This window comes from Coriobacteriaceae bacterium (genome assembly GCA_025993015.1).
Taxonomy (GTDB): Bacteria; Actinomycetota; Coriobacteriia; order Coriobacteriales; family Coriobacteriaceae; genus Collinsella.
On record DAJPFV010000001.1, the window covers coordinates 1,149,452 to 1,165,602 of the forward strand.

A 16,151-nucleotide genomic window follows, 5' to 3' on the forward strand; every position below is an offset into this window, starting at 1 on the left:
GTCTATTGCTATAGATGGGCGAAAGAGGGGATCTCGGATGCGGTCCCCTCCTGTTTTTAACCAGCCAGCCGAGAGTACTTATATGTGTAGGAAATATGTACGGCCAGATTCCCGCCCGCGGGGGCCCTCCGGTCTGGCAATATATCTCCTTGCCGCGCGGCCCGGTCGGACCGGGAACCAGCGCAGGCGTGCACCTTGAGAACCGGATACTGCGAGGATGGACACTTACTTCAGTGTCGCATCCGGGCAGACATCGAACCATTTGAAATGGTCTAACTTGGATTTGTTTTTCGCAAGGCCGCCGAGAGGCGGCCCCGAGAAATTCCTTTTCCTATCTAATAGAACCATATGAATCGAACGGAACCGATCAGCGATGGACTGAGAGGACCGGACGGGCTCGAAGCCCATTTATTTTGGACGGAGAGTTCGATCCTGGCTCAGGATGAACGCTGGCGGCGCGCCTAACACATGCAAGTCGAACGGCACCTATCTTCGGATAGAAGCGAGTGGCGAACGGCTGAGTAACACGTGGAGAACCTGCCCCCTCCCCCGGGATAGCCGCCCGAAAGGACGGGTAATACCGGATACCCCGGGGTGCCGCATGGCACCCCGGCTAAAGCCCCGACGGGAGGGGATGGCTCCGCGGCCCATCAGGTAGACGGCGGGGTGACGGCCCACCGTGCCGACAACGGGTAGCCGGGTTGAGAGACCGACCGGCCAGATTGGGACTGAGACACGGCCCAGACTCCTACGGGAGGCAGCAGTGGGGAATCTTGCGCAATGGGGGGAACCCTGACGCAGCGACGCCGCGTGCGGGACGGAGGCCTTCGGGTCGTAAACCGCTTTCAGCAGGGAAGAGTCAAGACTGTACCTGCAGAAGAAGCCCCGGCTAACTACGTGCCAGCAGCCGCGGTAATACGTAGGGGGCGAGCGTTATCCGGATTCATTGGGCGTAAAGCGCGCGTAGGCGGCCCGGCAGGCCGGGGGTCGAAGCGGGGGGCTCAACCCCCCGAAGCCCCCGGAACCTCCGCGGCTTGGGTCCGGTAGGGGAGGGTGGAACACCCGGTGTAGCGGTGGAATGCGCAGATATCGGGTGGAACACCGGTGGCGAAGGCGGCCCTCTGGGCCGAGACCGACGCTGAGGCGCGAAAGCTGGGGGAGCGAACAGGATTAGATACCCTGGTAGTCCCAGCCGTAAACGATGGACGCTAGGTGTGGGGGGACGATCCCCCCGTGCCGCAGCCAACGCATTAAGCGTCCCGCCTGGGGAGTACGGCCGCAAGGCTAAAACTCAAAGGAATTGACGGGGGCCCGCACAAGCAGCGGAGCATGTGGCTTAATTCGAAGCAACGCGAAGAACCTTACCAGGGCTTGACATATGGGTGAAGCGGGGGAGACCCCGTGGCCGAGAGGAGCCCATACAGGTGGTGCATGGCTGTCGTCAGCTCGTGTCGTGAGATGTTGGGTTAAGTCCCGCAACGAGCGCAACCCCCGCCGCGTGTTGCCATCGGGTGATGCCGGGAACCCACGCGGGACCGCCGCCGTCAAGGCGGAGGAGGGCGGGGACGACGTCAAGTCATCATGCCCCTTATGCCCTGGGCTGCACACGTGCTACAATGGCCGGTACAGAGGGATGCCACCCCGCGAGGGGGAGCGGATCCCGGAAAGCCGGCCCCAGTTCGGATTGGGGGCTGCAACCCGCCCCCATGAAGTCGGAGTTGCTAGTAATCGCGGATCAGCATGCCGCGGTGAATGCGTTCCCGGGCCTTGTACACACCGCCCGTCACACCACCCGAGTCGTCTGCACCCGAAGTCGCCGGCCCAACCGAGAGGGGGGAGGCGCCGAAGGTGTGGAGGGTGAGGGGGGTGAAGTCGTAACAAGGTAGCCGTACCGGAAGGTGCGGCTGGATCACCTCCTTTCTAGGGAGATAAATCTTCTAGAGAGACAAACTTTAACTCGAATAGAGGGCAGGAGCCCGTCCGGTAGATGTCCGCCACGGATATGTCCCCGCAGCACCCGGTCCCCGGGGTCGCACCCGCGTACCTTGAGAGCCGCATAGCGATAGGAGAGAGATGGAAGATCCAATTCTTCCAGACTCGATTCTTTTCTGCGATTAAAGACAGAATGATAGCAATCATTCATCCGATCCAAACAAGAAGAATTCACTTATATATGAGTGAGGAGCATCTGATCGCGAGCACAGTCAACTACTGTGCCGCGGTATGAGATACCCGAATTGCGACATACGAGCGCTATTCATGATATCGATTAATTAGATTAATTAGCGACACGTGGATATCCCGCGGGCCCGGAGCGGTCCCGCAAGATACCACGGGCGCACGGCGGATGCCTTGGCACAGGGAGCCGATGAAGGACGCGGCAAGCTGCGATAATCCCCGGCGAGGAGCACACATCCTTCGACCCGGGGGTCTCCGAATGGGCGAACCCATCCGTAGAGGTACGGATATCCCGGCCCTGAACGCATAGGGGCCGGGAGGACAACCCGGGGAACTGAAACATCTAAGTACCCGGAGGAGAGGAAATCAATCTCGAGACTCCCCGAGTAGCGGCGAGCGAAAGGGGACCGATGGCCAAACCGTCGAGCGGGGATACCCGGCAGGGGTTCCGCCGGCGGGGTTGCAGGGCCGCGCATCCGGGGGCTGCCGCCCCCGGGCGCAGGTCCGGCTGGGGAGCGGAACGGCATGGGAGGGCCGGCCGCAGCGGGTGACAGCCCCGTACGCGAACCCAGACCGGACGGCGCGACGCGGTCCCTGAGTAGGGCCGGGCACGTGAAACCCGGTCCGAACCTGGGTGGACCACCATCCAAGCCTGAGTACTACCCTGTGACCGATAGCGCACCAGTACCGTGAGGGAAAGGTGAAAAGCACCCCGGGAGGGGAGTGAAACAGTACCTGAAACCGTGCGCCCACGAGCAGTCGGAGCACCCTTCGGGGTGTGACGGCGTGCCTTTTGTAGAATGAGCCAGCGAGTCGCTGGCGCGGGGCGAGGTTAACCGAAAGGGAGCCGAAGCGAAAGCGAGCCTTAACAGGGCGACTTGAGTCCCGCGCCGCGGACGCGAAGCCGGGTGAGCTATCCGTGGGCAGGCTGAAGCGGGGGTAAGACCCCGTGGAGGGCCGAACGCACGTCGGTTGAAAACGGCGGCGATGACCTGCGGATAGGGGTGAAAGGCCAATCAAACCCGGAGATATCTCGTTCTCCCCGAAATAGCTTTAGGGCTAGCGTCGCGCGTTCACCGCCGGAGGTAGAGCACCGGATGGACGAGGGGGCTTCGCCGCCTACCGAATCCAACCGAACTCCGAATGCCGGCGGCCCAGAGCGCGGCAGTCAGAGCATGTGGGCTAAGCTGTGTGCTCGAGAGGGAAACAGCCCGGACCGCCCGCTAAGGTCCCCAAGTTCCAGCCGAGTGGCAAAGGATGTGCGTCCGCCCAGACAACCAGGATGTTGGCTTAGAAGCAGCCATCCATTCAAAGAGTGCGTAACAGCTCACTGGTCGAGTGGACATGCGCCGACAATACACGGGGCTAAGCTGGACACCGAAGCGGCGGGATTTTAATTCATTAGAATCGGTAGGGGAGCTTCCCATGGGCGGAGAAGCCGGAGGGCGACCGACGGTGGAGCGCATGGGAGTGAGAATGCTGGCATGAGTAGCGAGAGACGAGAGAGTAACTCGTCCGCCGTGAACCCGAGGTTTCCTGGGCAAGGCTAATCCTCCCAGGGTCAGTCGGGGGCTAAGGCGAGGCCGGAAGGCGTAGCCGACGCGCAGCAGGCAGACATTCCTGCACCGCGCACGCGGCGCTACGACCGACGGGGCGACGGATGGGGGTGGCTCGGCGGGGTTCTGGACGTCCCCGTGATGGAGCGCGGCCCGCGGACCAGGGAAATCCGGTCCGCACGAGGGCGAGGCTCCGGACGAAGCGATCAAGCGAAGCGAGTGAGCCCGAGGTCCCTAGAAAAACCCCTAGGCAGGCGCGTGCGCGCCCGTACCGCAAACCGACACAGGTGGGTGGGTAGAACATACCGAGGCGATCGGGTCAACCATGGTCAAGGAACTCGGCACAATGGCCCCGTAACTTCGGGAGAAGGGGTGCCCGCGCGTACGTGAACGGACTTGCTCCGGGAGCGGAGGCGGGCCGCAGTGGAGAGGCCCAAGCGACTGTTTACCAAAAACACAGGACTCTGCAGAAGCCGCAAGGCGACGTATAGGGTCTGACGCCTGCCCGGTGCCGGAAGGTCACGCGGAGGAGTTAGCCATTTCGGCGAAGCCCCGAAGCCAAGCCCCGGTAAACGGCGGCCGTAACTATAACGGTCCTAAGGTAGCGAAATTCCTTGTCGGGTAAGTTCCGACCTGCACGAAAGGCGCAACGACTTGGGCGCTGTCTCGACCATGGACCCGGTGAAATTGCACTGGTCGTGAAGATGCGACTTACCCGCGGAAGGACGGAAAGACCCCGTGAACCTTCACTGCAGCTTGGCATTGGCCGCTGGTCCCGCGTGTAGAGGATAGGCAGGAGGCATCGATCCGGAGGCGCCAGCCCCCGGGGAGCCGCCCTTGGAATACTGCCCTCGCGCGACCGGCGTCCTAACCCGAGGCCGTCAACCGGCTCGGGGACCGTGCCAGGCGGGCAGTTTGACTGGGGCGGTCGCCTCCTAAAGGGTAACGGAGGCGCGCGAAGGTCCGCTCGGGACGGTCGGCAACCGTCCTTTTGAATGCAAGAGTACAAGCGGGCTTGACTGCGAGGCCCACAAGCCGAGCAGGTGCGAAAGCAGGCTCTAGTGATCCGGCGGCCCCGAGTGGGTGGGCCGTCGCTCAACGGATAAAAGGTACTCCGGGGATAACAGGCTGATCTTGCCCAAGAGTCCACATCGACGGCAAGGTTTGGCACCTCGATGTCGGCTCATCGCATCCTGGGGCTGGAGCAGGTCCCAAGGGTACGGCTGTTCGCCGTTTAAAGCGGTACGCGAGCTGGGTTCAGAACGTCGTGAGACAGTTCGGTCCCTATCCTCCGTGGGCGCAGGAGAATCGATGGAGGCTGCCCCCAGTACGAGAGGACCGGGGTGGACGCACCTCCGGTGAACCGGTTGTCGACCAACGGCACGGCCGGGTAGCCGCGTGCGGCGCGGATAACCGCTGAAGGCATCTAAGCGGGAAGCCGTTCCAGGGATTAGTTCTCCTTCCGGTAAGGGCCCAGGTAGACTACCTGGTCGATAGACGGCAGGTGCAAGGCTGGCGACAGCCTCAGCCGAGCCGCACTAATCGCCCGAGCTCTTCCGGAACCGCACCTCGCGGCCCGCGGGACATGCGCTCTGAAGCGCGGTCCGGGCACGAGGATGCCCCCGAGTCACATCTTTCCTATGCGCCATGCGGCCCCCAGGGCACGCAGATATCGACCCAGGACACCGAAGATACGGTGGGCGCCGCCCACCGGTCAGCGGCCAGAGCATGGGGGGCACGCCCGGTCCCGTTCCGAACCCGGAAGCTAAGCCCCATCGCGCCGAGAGTACTGCGGGGTCAGCCCGTGGGAGGCCAGGGCGCCGCTGACCGGTGGACGGCACCGAGCCGTGCGCTTGAACTTAAAAGGGGGAGGCCTCGCGGCCTCCCCCTTTTTTGCGCTAACACTTCACAATGTAGTTGCATTTCACCTGTAACCCGATTGGGCTTATGGGTAATGAGCTTTTATTTAAAGACAATAAATCGAATAACAAGGGCAACTGCTATGGCCACAATGATCAAAAGCAGGATTGTCAGTCGATGCTGCTTGCGTCGTTTGCTTGACGAAACGAAGATTGATTTTCCCTGTTTTGGCGTTTCGAGATAACGAGCCGAATGCGTTAAGGTTTGCTTAGGTCGGGGGCCTCTTTGCTGCCGAGTTATGGGCGTTTTCGCCGGGTCGTCATTGATTGCGCTGTTTTTTGATAACGGTGCATCTTTCAGATATACGGGATCGCTCGATGCGACGCCCATATGCTTACGCCCCGTTTGGGCATCCTCGAGCGTTTGATATCGATTTCTCGTCACATACTCGGGCTCTGGATCATTAATGGGCTCTTGCGAGATGTGGGGGCGATGGAACCGTGGCGGCTGCGTGGAAGTATTTTCCCCCTGCGTCGGCATAAACATATTGTTCTGGTTTTGGTCGTCCATGATGCCCTTTAGCTCGTTACCAACAACGTGTATGCGCTCATTGTAAGCCCCTTGTTATTTGTAGCTGGGGACATACTCGTTATTTAAGCTCTGGTTCAAAGAACCTTAACCTTCTAAAAACCTGAGTCTTACGCACTTAGATATGCTTATAGTACTGGACTCAAAAAACTTTATAGTCGATGTATATATGAGCATCGGGTGGGCATATATAAGAGCGTCAAAAGAAGTCCCAGTCACCTAGAAGATGACTCGGCAGTCCTATAAAGGAGTGGTAAACATGGCAAGCATGGTTCCTTATCGTTCGGTTTTTGGCGTTCGTCCCTCTGCAAGCTCGCTGTTCGATCTGTTTGATGATATGAGCGACCTGGCGAACAACTCGATTGCCTCTAAGGCGTTCCCCGTTGACGTTGAGGATAAGGGCGATGGCTATGAGGTTAAGGCTTATCTTACCGGCGTCGCCAAGGACGATATCGATGTCGAGCTTAACGAGGGCCGTCTCTCCATTAGCGTGAATGTCGAGGAAGACGAGGAGAACGAGGGCAAGAACTTCCTGCAGAAGGAGTTCAGCTCGTACAGCGCGACGCGTGGTGTGTACCTGAAGGATGCTTCGAGCGAGGGTCTCTCGGCTAAGTACGCCGACGGCATCCTTACCGTTACGGTTCCCAAGATCGTCGAGAAGAAGAACGTTACGAAGATCTCCATCGACTAACTTCGTTGGTGTTCTGCGCTATTAAAAGATAACAAAAGGGGCTGGGAAGCGATTCCCGGCCCCTTTTGCTGTCTAGGACAGTCTATTGAATGGTTGCTGGCCGATGCTGGCTTGCGGGGCGTATCGAGAGTTTTCGCGATCCTTGGAGAAGGGTGGCGGAGCTGCCGACCTCGTCATCCAGGGTTGCTGCTAGAGCTTTGGCATAGCTTTTGACGGTAAGGCTCGGACGATTGTTATCTTGACTGATATGCATGGCAATGAGCTGTTCGGTGCGCTCGGTAACAAGTTCGCGCGCGGCTTCGGCGGCTTGGTCGTTGGAGAGGTGTCCCCTTGCAGACAGGATGCGCTCCTGAAGAAAGCGGGGATATTCTCCCTCGCGCAGCATGGTCACATCGTGGTTGCTTTCGAGCGCGAGGACTCGACAATCTTTGAGGGTGTTCATGGCTTGGCTCGATAGCTCTCCGGTGTCGGTGGCAAAGCCAATGGAATCATCGGGGGCGTCGAATCGATAGCCGACTGGATTGATGACATCGTGTGATGTTGAGTAGGTTTGCACGTGGATGCCGGCAATGGACAGGGTGTCACCGGGATCGAATTCCTCGACAGGCAGATGCGAAAGATTTTCTTTGCTCGAAAGTGTGCCCCTGCTGGCAAAGAGGGGACCGTGCCAGTGCTTGCACCAAACATCGAGGCCCTTGATGTGATCGCTATGCTCATGAGTAATGAGAAGAGCCGAGACGTTGTCTGCCGAGAGTCCCAGTTCTGCCATGCGCTTTAATGTCTCGCGGCGAGAAAGACCGTCGTCAATCATGATGAGCCCTCGGGGGCCTTCGATGAGTGCGCAGTTGCCTTTTGAGCCGCTGCCAAGGATGTGAAGGTGCAGACGAGACATAAGATTCCAAAGGATACAATGGGTGCGAACGAATAGAGGAGGAAGCAAATGCCAACGGTATCTCAGCATTATGGACACCATGCTGCGTCGTGGGCCGATGATAAAGCCCTGGCAACGCGGCAGACGGCTGCCCCCGTGGTGCTCATGGTATCAGGTGGTGCGGACTCGACGGCTTTGCTCCTTATGGCGTGCACATCAAAGTTGGATATTCTGGATGGGCGTGGTGTAGCCCCCATCGCGCGTGAGCGACTGCACGTGCTGCACGTGAACCATCATCTGCGCGGCGAGGCATCCGATGGCGACGAGGCCTTTGTGCGCGGCCTATGCGCGCAATATGGTCTACCGCTGTGTGTTGAGCATGCCTATTTTGATGATGAATCGGGCAATATCGAGGCGGCTGCCCGCGAGGTGCGCTATGCCGCGGCGCGGAGGTATGTTCGCGAGCTCTGCGCCCAGACGGGGGCACCGCGAACGGCGGCTCGTATCTGCACTGCGCACACGTCTTCTGATCGGGCGGAAACGTTTTTGATGAACGCGATTAAGGGTTCGGGGTCCGCTGGTCTATCGAGCATTCCTCGCCGGAGGAATATCGTGGTGCGTCCCTTGCTCGACCTGACTCATGATGAGCTCGTAGGCTATCTGCAGGTGCATGGTCAGCCGTGGCGAGAGGACGAGAGCAACGAGGACGTGTCGTACTTGCGTAACTACGTGCGCCATCGGGTGATGCCGGTGGTGGCGCAGCGTAACGCGAGCGTCTGTAAGACGATTGGCGCCGCCTGCGAGATCTTAGGCGATGAGGACGCCTTTCTTTCCCAGCTTTCCGCGCAGGCGTTTCGAAGCTGCCTGCGTAAGGAGGCGGCGGGTGCACTGGTCCTTGACGCTCGCCGACTGGCCGCGGCCGAGGTGGTGATTGCTCGGCGCATGGTGCGACTGGCAATTAAGCGTATCGACCCCGACGCTCGCCCGGAGATGCGGCATGTGGAGCGCGTGCTTGCCTGTGTCGCCGAAGGCTCGGGTTCGGTCACGCTGCCGGCGGGAATCGATGTGCGCGTGGAGTTTGGCATGCTGTCATTCAAGGCCCCGGCGGCGCGCGAGGGGTTAGTTGCCGATTGGGTCACCATTCCCGGTCGATTGCCGCTGGGGGCGGGCCGCATCCTGGTGGCAGAGCCGATAGCCGTCGAGCCGGGGTGTGATATTGTGCGCCGTGCCCGCGAACTTGCGGGTGCCGGAGGGGTGGTCGCTATGGTGGATGCAGCGACGCTGGGCTTTGCCGATCGCGATAGCGAACGGATGCTCGCCGGCTCGCGCGGGGAGATTCCCGCCGAGGCGCGTTTGGCGCGTCTGTGGGTAGACGGTCCCGCGCCGGGGGATGTGATGTGTCCGTTGGGCATGAGTGGGCGAAGTAAGAAGGTGTCCGACCTGCTCAACGAGGCTCGTATTCCCGTTTCTGAGCGCGCAGGCGTTCCTGTGGTGAGAACGGCTCCGGGAGGTGCCGTAGTATGGGTCGCAGGCGTTCGCACGGACGAGCGTTTTAAATGCACGGCCGCAACGCGCGTGGCGTATCTGCTTCGCGTGGTCGATGCGGAATAGCGTCCCACGCCAGCTATTCTGTGCGACGTTGACGGTATTCCCGCGCTGATGGCGTATGGGCTGGAAAATATACCCCGTGCGCTGCTAGAATGTGAAGTTCGCGTCCGTACGGCGGTGTGTGGGCGATAAGCACAAGAAAGGGTTGTCATGGCTTCTCAACATCCGGATATCGAGAAGGTTCTGTTTACGCAGGAGGATATCGACGGTATCGTCTCTCGCCTAGGCGAGCAGATTACTCGCGACTACGCGGGTAAGGATCTGGTGCTGATTGCGGTCCTGCGCGGCGCCGTGGTCTTTATGGGCGACCTGATGCGCAAGATCGAGCTGCCGACCAACATCGATTTCATGGCTGTTTCGAGCTATGGCGACGGTGTGAAGTCCTCGGGTATCGTGCGTATCATTAAGGACCTGGATATCGACATCCGCGGTCGCGACGTGCTGATCGTCGAGGACATTCTGGACTCGGGCCTGACGCTCAAGTATCTGATGAAGAACCTCGAGAGCCGCAAGCCCGCTTCTCTGGAGGTCGCCGCCTTCCTGTGGAAGGACGTTGAGGACCGTACCTCGGCCATCACGCCCAAGTATGTTGGAACCCATTGCCCCGATGCCTTTGTGGTGGGCTACGGCCTCGATTATGCCGAGCGCTATCGTAACCTTCCGTATCTGGGCATTTTGAAACCGGAGGTTTATTCGTAAGATGCCCGACGACCGTAACGATAACAATTCCCAGACTCCCCGGGAGCCTAAGATCCCGGGGGTGCCCGGAGGCAAGAAGCCCACGCGTACGGGCTGGCTGTATTTTATTTTGGCTTGCGCGCTTCTGGGCTACGCCTTCTTTAACATGGGCTCCGGCTTTGCCAATTCCAGCAATACCGTAAAGCTCGCAACGAGCGAGATGGTCAACGCCATTAAGCAGGATCGCGTCGAAGATTTGACCTATACGGTTCAAGACGGAAGCGTGACGGGTCATTACTGGAAGACGAAGAAGGACAAGGGCGATACGAGCGAGCTCAAGGGCTTCTCCTCGACCTATGTCGGCTCCGATTCGCTTGCCGAGCTTATGGCGGAGCACCCCGATACCAAGTACATCGTCAACACCAATGACCCCGATTTTTGGGGCGACTTGGCGATGAGCGTGCTTCCGACGATTGCCCTGATCGCCATCATGTTCTACTTTATGCGCCAGATGATGGGCGCCAACAACAGGAACATGCAGTCTGGCAAGACCAACGCCAAGACCAACGAGGCCACGCGCCCCAAGGTCAAGTTTGAAGACGTTGCCGGCGTGGACGAGGCAGTCGAGGAGCTCGAGGAGATTCGTGACTTTTTGAGCGATCCAGATCGCTATCGCAGGCTGGGCGCCAAGATCCCGCGTGGCGTGTTGCTGGTGGGCCCTCCGGGCACCGGTAAAACGCTGCTGGCCAAGGCTGTTGCCGGCGAGGCGGGCGTGCCGTTCTTTAGCATCTCGGGTTCCGACTTTGTCGAGATGTTCGTGGGTGTCGGCGCCAGCCGCGTGCGTGACCTCTTTAAGGAGGCCAAGTCCCAGGCTCCGTCGATCATCTTCATCGATGAGATCGATGCTGTGGGACGCCAGCGCGGAGCTGGCTTGGGCGGCGGTCACGACGAGCGCGAGCAGACGCTCAACCAGCTGCTGGTCGAGATGGACGGTTTTGAGGAGAGCGAGTCGGTCATCCTGATTGCTGCGACCAACCGTCCTGACATCTTGGATCCGGCATTGCTGCGTCCCGGTCGTTTTGACCGTCAGGTCACGGTCGACCGTCCGGATGTGAAGGGCCGCGAGCAGATTTTGCGCGTGCATGCCGAGAACAAGCCGATGGACGAGGACGTGAAGTTTGAGAAGCTCGCCCAGATGACCGTTGGCTTCACCGGCGCCGATCTGGCAAATCTGCTCAACGAGTCTGCGCTGCTGGCCGCTCGCCGTCATCGTTCCGTGATCTCGATGGACGAGGTCGAGGAATCGATGGAGCGCGTGATTGCCGGACCGCAGCGCAAGGGTCGCGTGATGACCGAGGCCGAGCGCACCACGATTGCCTACCACGAGAGCGGTCACGCCCTGGTGGGCCACATCCTGGAGCACTCCGATCCGGTTCACAAGATCTCGATCGTCAGTCGCGGCCAGGCGCTGGGCTACACGCTGCAGCTTCCGCAGGAGGACCACTTCCTCAAGACCAAGAACGAGATGCTCGACGAGCTTGCCGTGTTCTTGGGCGGTCGCGTTGCCGAGGAGCTCATGTGTGACGACATCACGTCGGGCGCGAGCAACGACCTGGAGCGCGCGACCAAGATGGCGCGCGAGATGGTCACGCGCCTGGGCATGAGCGAGGAGCTTGGAACGCAGGTGTTTGGTGAGGCGCAGCATCAGGTATTCCTGGGCCGCGACTATGCCGATCATCAGGATTACTCCGAGGAGACGGCGCGCCGCATCGATATCGAGGTTCAGCGCATTATGCGTGAGGCCCATCGTCGTGCGGCCGAGATTTTGGATGCCCGTCGCGATCAGCTTGACCTGATGGCGAAGGTGCTGCTTGAGCGTGAGACCGTCGAGGGTGACGCCGTAAACGCCCTGCTCGACAACAAGTGGGACGCCTACCTTGAGCGTGAGGGCGATATCCTGGCGGCCAAGGAGGAGCGCAATGCCAAGGCGGCCGGCATGCCGGCCAAGAAGCGTGCGCCTCGCATGAGCGAGGAGGAACTGGCGGCTGATGCTGCGGCCTTTGCACAGGCGGCCATGCAGGAAGATGCCGAAGCCGCATCCGATGATGCCGGCGATGACTGTGCCGCCAATGCCGGTGCCGACACCGACGCCGACAAATAGCCTTTGTGGCGAAAGCCTCTGCGGGGAAACCTGCGGAGGCTATTTCTTTTGAGCGATATGGGGCCATCTGTTGATTGGGGACAGACTTAAATGAGCGTTTTCACGCATTTAAGTCTGTCCCCAATCAACATTGCTGCGGCGCTTTGCTCGGCTAAAGCGTACAATAGCGCCTATGCGAAAGGGGAACAGATGATCAACGAAACTATGTATGCTCGCGGTGCGGAAAGCTCCATCATCCGCGAGATTTTTAGCTATGGCCTTGAGCGCAAGGCGCAAATCGGCGCGGAAAACGTATTCGATTTTTCGCTGGGTAATCCGAGTGTTCCGGCGCCCGCTGCCGTGGCGGAGTCCATAAAGAAGGCCCTGGAGCTGCCAAGCGACCAGTTGCACGGCTACACCCCCGCACCGGGCTTGCCGCAATGTCGAGCAGCCGTCGCCGAATCGCTCAACCGCCGCTTTGGCACGAGCTATGAGGGCAAGGACGTCTTTATGACGGTGGGCGCCGCGGCTTCGCTCACCTGCACGCTCAATGCCGTTACGAACCCGGGCGACGAGGTTATTGTTATCGCCCCGTACTTTCCGGAGTATCGCGTGTGGATTGAGAAGGCAGGCTGCACGTGTGTCGAGGCGCCTGCCGATGAAGACACGTTCCAGCTGAGCGTGGACAACGTGCTCAAGGCGATTAGCGATAAGACAGCGGCCGTCATTATCGATTCGCCCAACAACCCGACCGGTGCCGTGTATACGCGCGACACGCTGACGCGACTGGCCGATGTTTTGCGCGAGGTTAACGCCAAGCGCGATCCCGAGAATCCGATTATGCTCATCTCGGATGAGCCGTACCGCGAGATCGTGTACGGTGCCGAGGTGCCCTGGGTGCCCTCGATCTACGAGAACACCGTGGTGTGCTACTCGTATTCTAAGTCGCTATCGCTGCCTGGTGAGCGCGTGGGTTGGATCTTGGTTCCCAACACTAATCCGCAGGCTGCGCGTCTGATGCCGGCTGTTGCAGGTGCTGCCCGTACGCTGGGTTTTGTATGCGCACCGGCGCTCTTCCAGCGCGTGATTATCGATTGTATCGATGAGCCGAGCGATATCGATGCCTATGCCCGCAACCGCACGGCGCTCACCGACGCATTGGCGGAGTACGGCTACACCTACGTTGAGCCGGACGGTGCTTTCTACCTGTGGGTGAAAGCGCTCGAGCCCGATGCGAATGCGTTTTGCGAGCGCGCAAAGAAGTATGAGTTGCTTGCGGTTCCCTCGGACAGCTTTGGTATGCCGGGTTGGTTCCGCCTGGGCTATTGCGTGAGTTACGAAACGATTGCCAATTCGCTACCTGCTTGGAAGCAGTTGGCGGACGAGTATCGTTAAAAGTAAAGCGCTCTGCCTACAATGTTTTACGTGAAACGGGGTTTGGTGCTAAGCCGAACCCCGTTGTCATGGACGTTGTGTCTTTGGGATGGAGTGGTTTTACGACTATCGAAGGCTATGCGTACAATGAATATAAGCGACGGCCGTGCCAGATAAGGAGACCCGATGCCCTACCTGCTTTCTTGTGATATTCATACTCATACGATGTTCTCTGCGCATGCGTATTCAACTATCGAAGAGAACATATATTGGGCGGCAGAGCGCGGCCTTCAGGTGCTCGGTTCCGCCGACCATTTAAGCTCGATGGTTACGCCTTGCCCCAATGACCTGCGCAGTTTCCAGTTCTTTATTAACCAGGATATCTGGCCGCGCATTTGGAGCGGCGTGCTGGTGCTTCGCGGCGCCGAGGTCGATATCGTTTCGCTGGACGGAAGCTTGTTTGGCGAGGATATTCCCGTCGACTTCGATATCGCCGGCGATTCGTACAGTCGTCAGCATTCGCTGTTCGATTTGGTGACGCGCAATTTGGATTATTTGGTGGCAAGCGTGCATAACCCGCAGTTTGCCGAAGGCGCGACGCTCGCCCAAACGACCCAGATGTACATCAATGCCCTGGAGCACCCCAAGGTGTTCATGCTTGGGCATACGGGTCGTTCGGGCGTGCCGTTCGATATCGATGAGGTGCTGCTGGCGGCCAAGGCCAAGCACAAGATTATCGAGATCAACAACCATAGTCTTGAGCATGGCGCGGATGCCGAGCATTGGAACGCGTGTCGCAAGATTGCCGAGCGCTGCGCCGAGCTGGGCGTGGGTATTGGTGTGTCGACCGATGCCCACATTGGTATGGCCATTGGCAAGCTCGAGCACGCCCGCAAGTTGCTCGACGAGATTCACTTCCCGCTGGACCTGATCGTGACGCGCGATCGCGAGACGCTGCTGCGCGAGATGGCGGCAGCCGGCGTGTGCGACCTGCGCAAGGGGATGTAACGAGACTCATATGTCCAACGAAAGGGGGCGGTTCAGACGGGCCGCCCCCTTTCTAGTCCCAAAAATCTGCCGGGGCTGGTTAGCGGCGCTCGAGGACCGCGACGGTCTCGGTGTGGTCGGTGTGGGGGAACATGTCGACCGGCGTGATCTTGAGCAGTCGGTAGCCACCGTCGAGGAGCTGGTGTAGGTCGCGCTCTTGGGTGGCGGGATTACAACTGATATAGGTGATACGGCGCGGCTTAAGTGCGCAGGCGGCCTCAAGAAACTCGGGCGTGGAGCCGGCGCGCGGCGGGTCGATGGAGAGAACGTCAACACGCTCGTTGTTATCGGCGGCATCGAGGATATAGTCAGTGGCATCGTCAGCCATAAACCACGCGTTACGGGTAAGGCCGTTGAGCTCGGCGTTGCGACGTGCGTCGGCAATGCCGGCGGGGTTGCGCTCAACACCGAGCAACATAATGCCGGCGCCTTTGTCCTGGGCGTCTTTTGCGGCGCACAGACCGATGGTTCCGCTGCCGCAGTAGGCATCCATGAGTACGTCGCCCTGCTGCAAATCCATGCCGTCAATGGCGAGTCGATAGAGCAGTTCGGTTTGCTGCGGATTAGTCTGATAGAACGCGGTGGGGGAGATGTCGAATTCGCAGCCGAGCAGCTGATCGCGCATGCATTCGGCGCCATAGACGATGCGGGTCTCCTCGCCCAGGATGGCATTGCCGGGGCGGCCGTTGATATTCTGCGCAACGGTGACGATATGTGGATCGAGCGAGGCGACGGCCTCAAAGAATTCCTGTGCATGCGGCAAGTCGCGCTGGGCGGTCACGAGCGTGACCATGATCTGGTCGGTGCGCCAGCCGCAGCGCACGACGGCATAGCGAAGCAAACCAAGATGCTTGTCCTCATTAAAAGCGGGAATATGCAACCGCTCAGCTTCGCGTGCGATGCCGTTGAGAATCTGGCGCGCACCCGGGGCCTCGACAGGGCATTCGGGAACGGCGACGATCTTGTGCGTGCCGCGCTCAAAAAAGCCGCAGCGGACAGCGCCCTCCTTGCCGGGAGCAAAGGGGGTGGCAGCCTTATGACGAAAACCACGCGGCGCAGGATACTTGCCCGGGTCGCCCAAAGTGACACCCATACCACGAATGGGATCGACAGCAATGCCCTCACGCTCGCAAAGCGAAGCAAAAAGCTCCTCCATAGCAGCTTGCTTAGCTGCCAGCTGCTTTTTATAAGGACGATTGATCGCCGTGCACCCACCGCAAGATTTCATGATTGAACAGGGAGACTTGGGATCCACAACCTTACGTGTAGACGAAATCGGATCTTTATGCGGGCGCTTGGTGCGAGTCTGAGATGCCTTATCCCCGCTCCGACGAGAGCTGGGACGCTTGGCCTTAGCCTTGCTCTTGGCCGACTTACCCTTCGCGTCCTGAGACGACTTGGATTTCTTAGAAGATTTTTTCTCCTCTGACCCCTCAGCTGCCTCGATCAAAGCACGACGAGCCTTACGCTCCGCACGAGATTCTGCCATGAATTAACCCCACTAATTATACAAATTGAAATCTGAAAGCATTGTACCGTGCTGAGCTAACGGACGATATA

The 16,151-nt window shown here is 59.6% G+C and carries 8 protein-coding genes, 3 rRNA genes and 1 pseudogene; 9 read left to right on the plus strand and 3 right to left on the minus strand.

Annotation, left to right across the window (positions count from 1 at the left end; all coding sequences use genetic code 11):
- Positions 1-414: 414 nt before the first annotated feature.
- From OIL77_04915 to rrf, 3 genes are all read left to right on the plus strand, one after another.
- Positions 415-1,920, plus strand: a 16S ribosomal RNA gene (locus OIL77_04915).
- Positions 1,921-2,320: 400 nt separating this feature from the next.
- Positions 2,321-5,296, plus strand: a 23S ribosomal RNA gene (locus OIL77_04920).
- A 151-nt stretch (positions 5,297-5,447) separates the two neighbouring features.
- Positions 5,448-5,563 (plus strand): 5S ribosomal RNA (rrf, locus tag OIL77_04925).
- The 16S, 23S and 5S rRNA genes sit together here, the layout of an rRNA operon.
- A gap of 133 nt (positions 5,564-5,696) precedes the next feature.
- Here rrf and OIL77_04930 read toward each other — a convergent pair.
- A complete protein-coding gene (locus OIL77_04930; protein ID HJI44752.1) occupies positions 5,697-6,164 on the minus strand; it encodes a hypothetical protein in 468 nt (155 codons plus the stop codon).
- Positions 6,165-6,441: 277 nt separating this feature from the next.
- Here OIL77_04930 and OIL77_04935 point away from each other — a divergent pair, with 277 nt between their 5' ends.
- On the plus strand, positions 6,442-6,873 hold the full coding sequence (locus OIL77_04935; GenBank protein HJI44753.1) for an Hsp20 family protein: 432 nt from the start codon (positions 6,442-6,444) through the stop codon (positions 6,871-6,873).
- Positions 6,874-6,955: 82 nt separating this feature from the next.
- Here OIL77_04935 and OIL77_04940 read toward each other — a convergent pair whose 3' ends face one another.
- Positions 6,956-7,765, minus strand: coding sequence for an MBL fold metallo-hydrolase (locus OIL77_04940; protein HJI44754.1), 810 nt, complete (start codon positions 7,763-7,765; stop codon positions 6,956-6,958).
- A 144-nt stretch (positions 7,766-7,909) separates the two neighbouring features.
- Between OIL77_04940 and tilS the strand changes: the two genes are divergently transcribed.
- The 5 genes and pseudogenes from tilS (at position 7,910) to OIL77_04965 (ending at position 14,552) form a co-directional block, all read left to right on the plus strand.
- Entirely contained in the window at positions 7,910-9,355 is a 1,446-nt protein-coding gene (gene tilS / locus OIL77_04945) for a tRNA lysidine(34) synthetase TilS (protein HJI44755.1), read from the plus strand.
- Positions 9,356-9,502: 147 nt separating this feature from the next.
- On the plus strand, positions 9,503-10,051 hold the full coding sequence (gene hpt, locus OIL77_04950) for a hypoxanthine phosphoribosyltransferase (protein ID HJI44756.1): 549 nt from the start codon (positions 9,503-9,505) through the stop codon (positions 10,049-10,051).
- A gap of 79 nt (positions 10,052-10,130) precedes the next feature.
- Positions 10,131-12,191 (plus strand): annotated as a pseudogene (ftsH, locus tag OIL77_04955) (ATP-dependent zinc metalloprotease FtsH).
- Positions 12,192-12,380: 189 nt separating this feature from the next.
- Positions 12,381-13,565: a pyridoxal phosphate-dependent aminotransferase gene (locus tag OIL77_04960; GenBank protein ID HJI44757.1), complete on the plus strand. Its 1,185-nt coding sequence runs from the start codon at positions 12,381-12,383 to the stop codon at positions 13,563-13,565.
- A gap of 165 nt (positions 13,566-13,730) precedes the next feature.
- Positions 13,731-14,552 (plus strand): phosphatase, encoded by an 822-nt coding sequence (locus tag OIL77_04965; GenBank protein HJI44758.1) that lies wholly within the window; start codon positions 13,731-13,733, stop codon positions 14,550-14,552.
- A 79-nt stretch (positions 14,553-14,631) separates the two neighbouring features.
- On the opposite strand, the gene rlmD is transcribed toward OIL77_04965, so the two are convergent.
- A complete protein-coding gene (rlmD, locus tag OIL77_04970) occupies positions 14,632-16,080 on the minus strand; it encodes a 23S rRNA (uracil(1939)-C(5))-methyltransferase RlmD (GenBank protein HJI44759.1) in 1,449 nt (482 codons plus the stop codon).
- Positions 16,081-16,151: the final 71 nt, after the last annotated feature.

What these genes read in the sequence shown, in the direction of transcription:
- OIL77_04930 (HJI44752.1), bottom strand. Translation starts at nt 6,164, where the DNA reads ATGGACGACCAAAACCAGAACAATATGTTTATGCCGACGCAGGGGGAA.
- OIL77_04935 (HJI44753.1), top strand. Translation starts at nt 6,442, where the DNA reads ATGGCAAGCATGGTTCCTTATCGTTCGGTTTTTGGCGTTCGTCCCTCT.
- OIL77_04940 (HJI44754.1), bottom strand. Translation starts at nt 7,765, where the DNA reads ATGTCTCGTCTGCACCTTCACATCCTTGGCAGCGGCTCAAAAGGCAAC.
- tilS (HJI44755.1), top strand. Translation starts at nt 7,910, where the DNA reads ATGGTATCAGGTGGTGCGGACTCGACGGCTTTGCTCCTTATGGCGTGC.
- hpt (HJI44756.1), top strand. Translation starts at nt 9,503, where the DNA reads ATGGCTTCTCAACATCCGGATATCGAGAAGGTTCTGTTTACGCAGGAG.
- OIL77_04960 (HJI44757.1), top strand. Translation starts at nt 12,381, where the DNA reads ATGATCAACGAAACTATGTATGCTCGCGGTGCGGAAAGCTCCATCATC.
- OIL77_04965 (HJI44758.1), top strand. Translation starts at nt 13,731, where the DNA reads ATGCCCTACCTGCTTTCTTGTGATATTCATACTCATACGATGTTCTCT.
- rlmD (HJI44759.1), bottom strand. Translation starts at nt 16,080, where the DNA reads ATGGCAGAATCTCGTGCGGAGCGTAAGGCTCGTCGTGCTTTGATCGAG.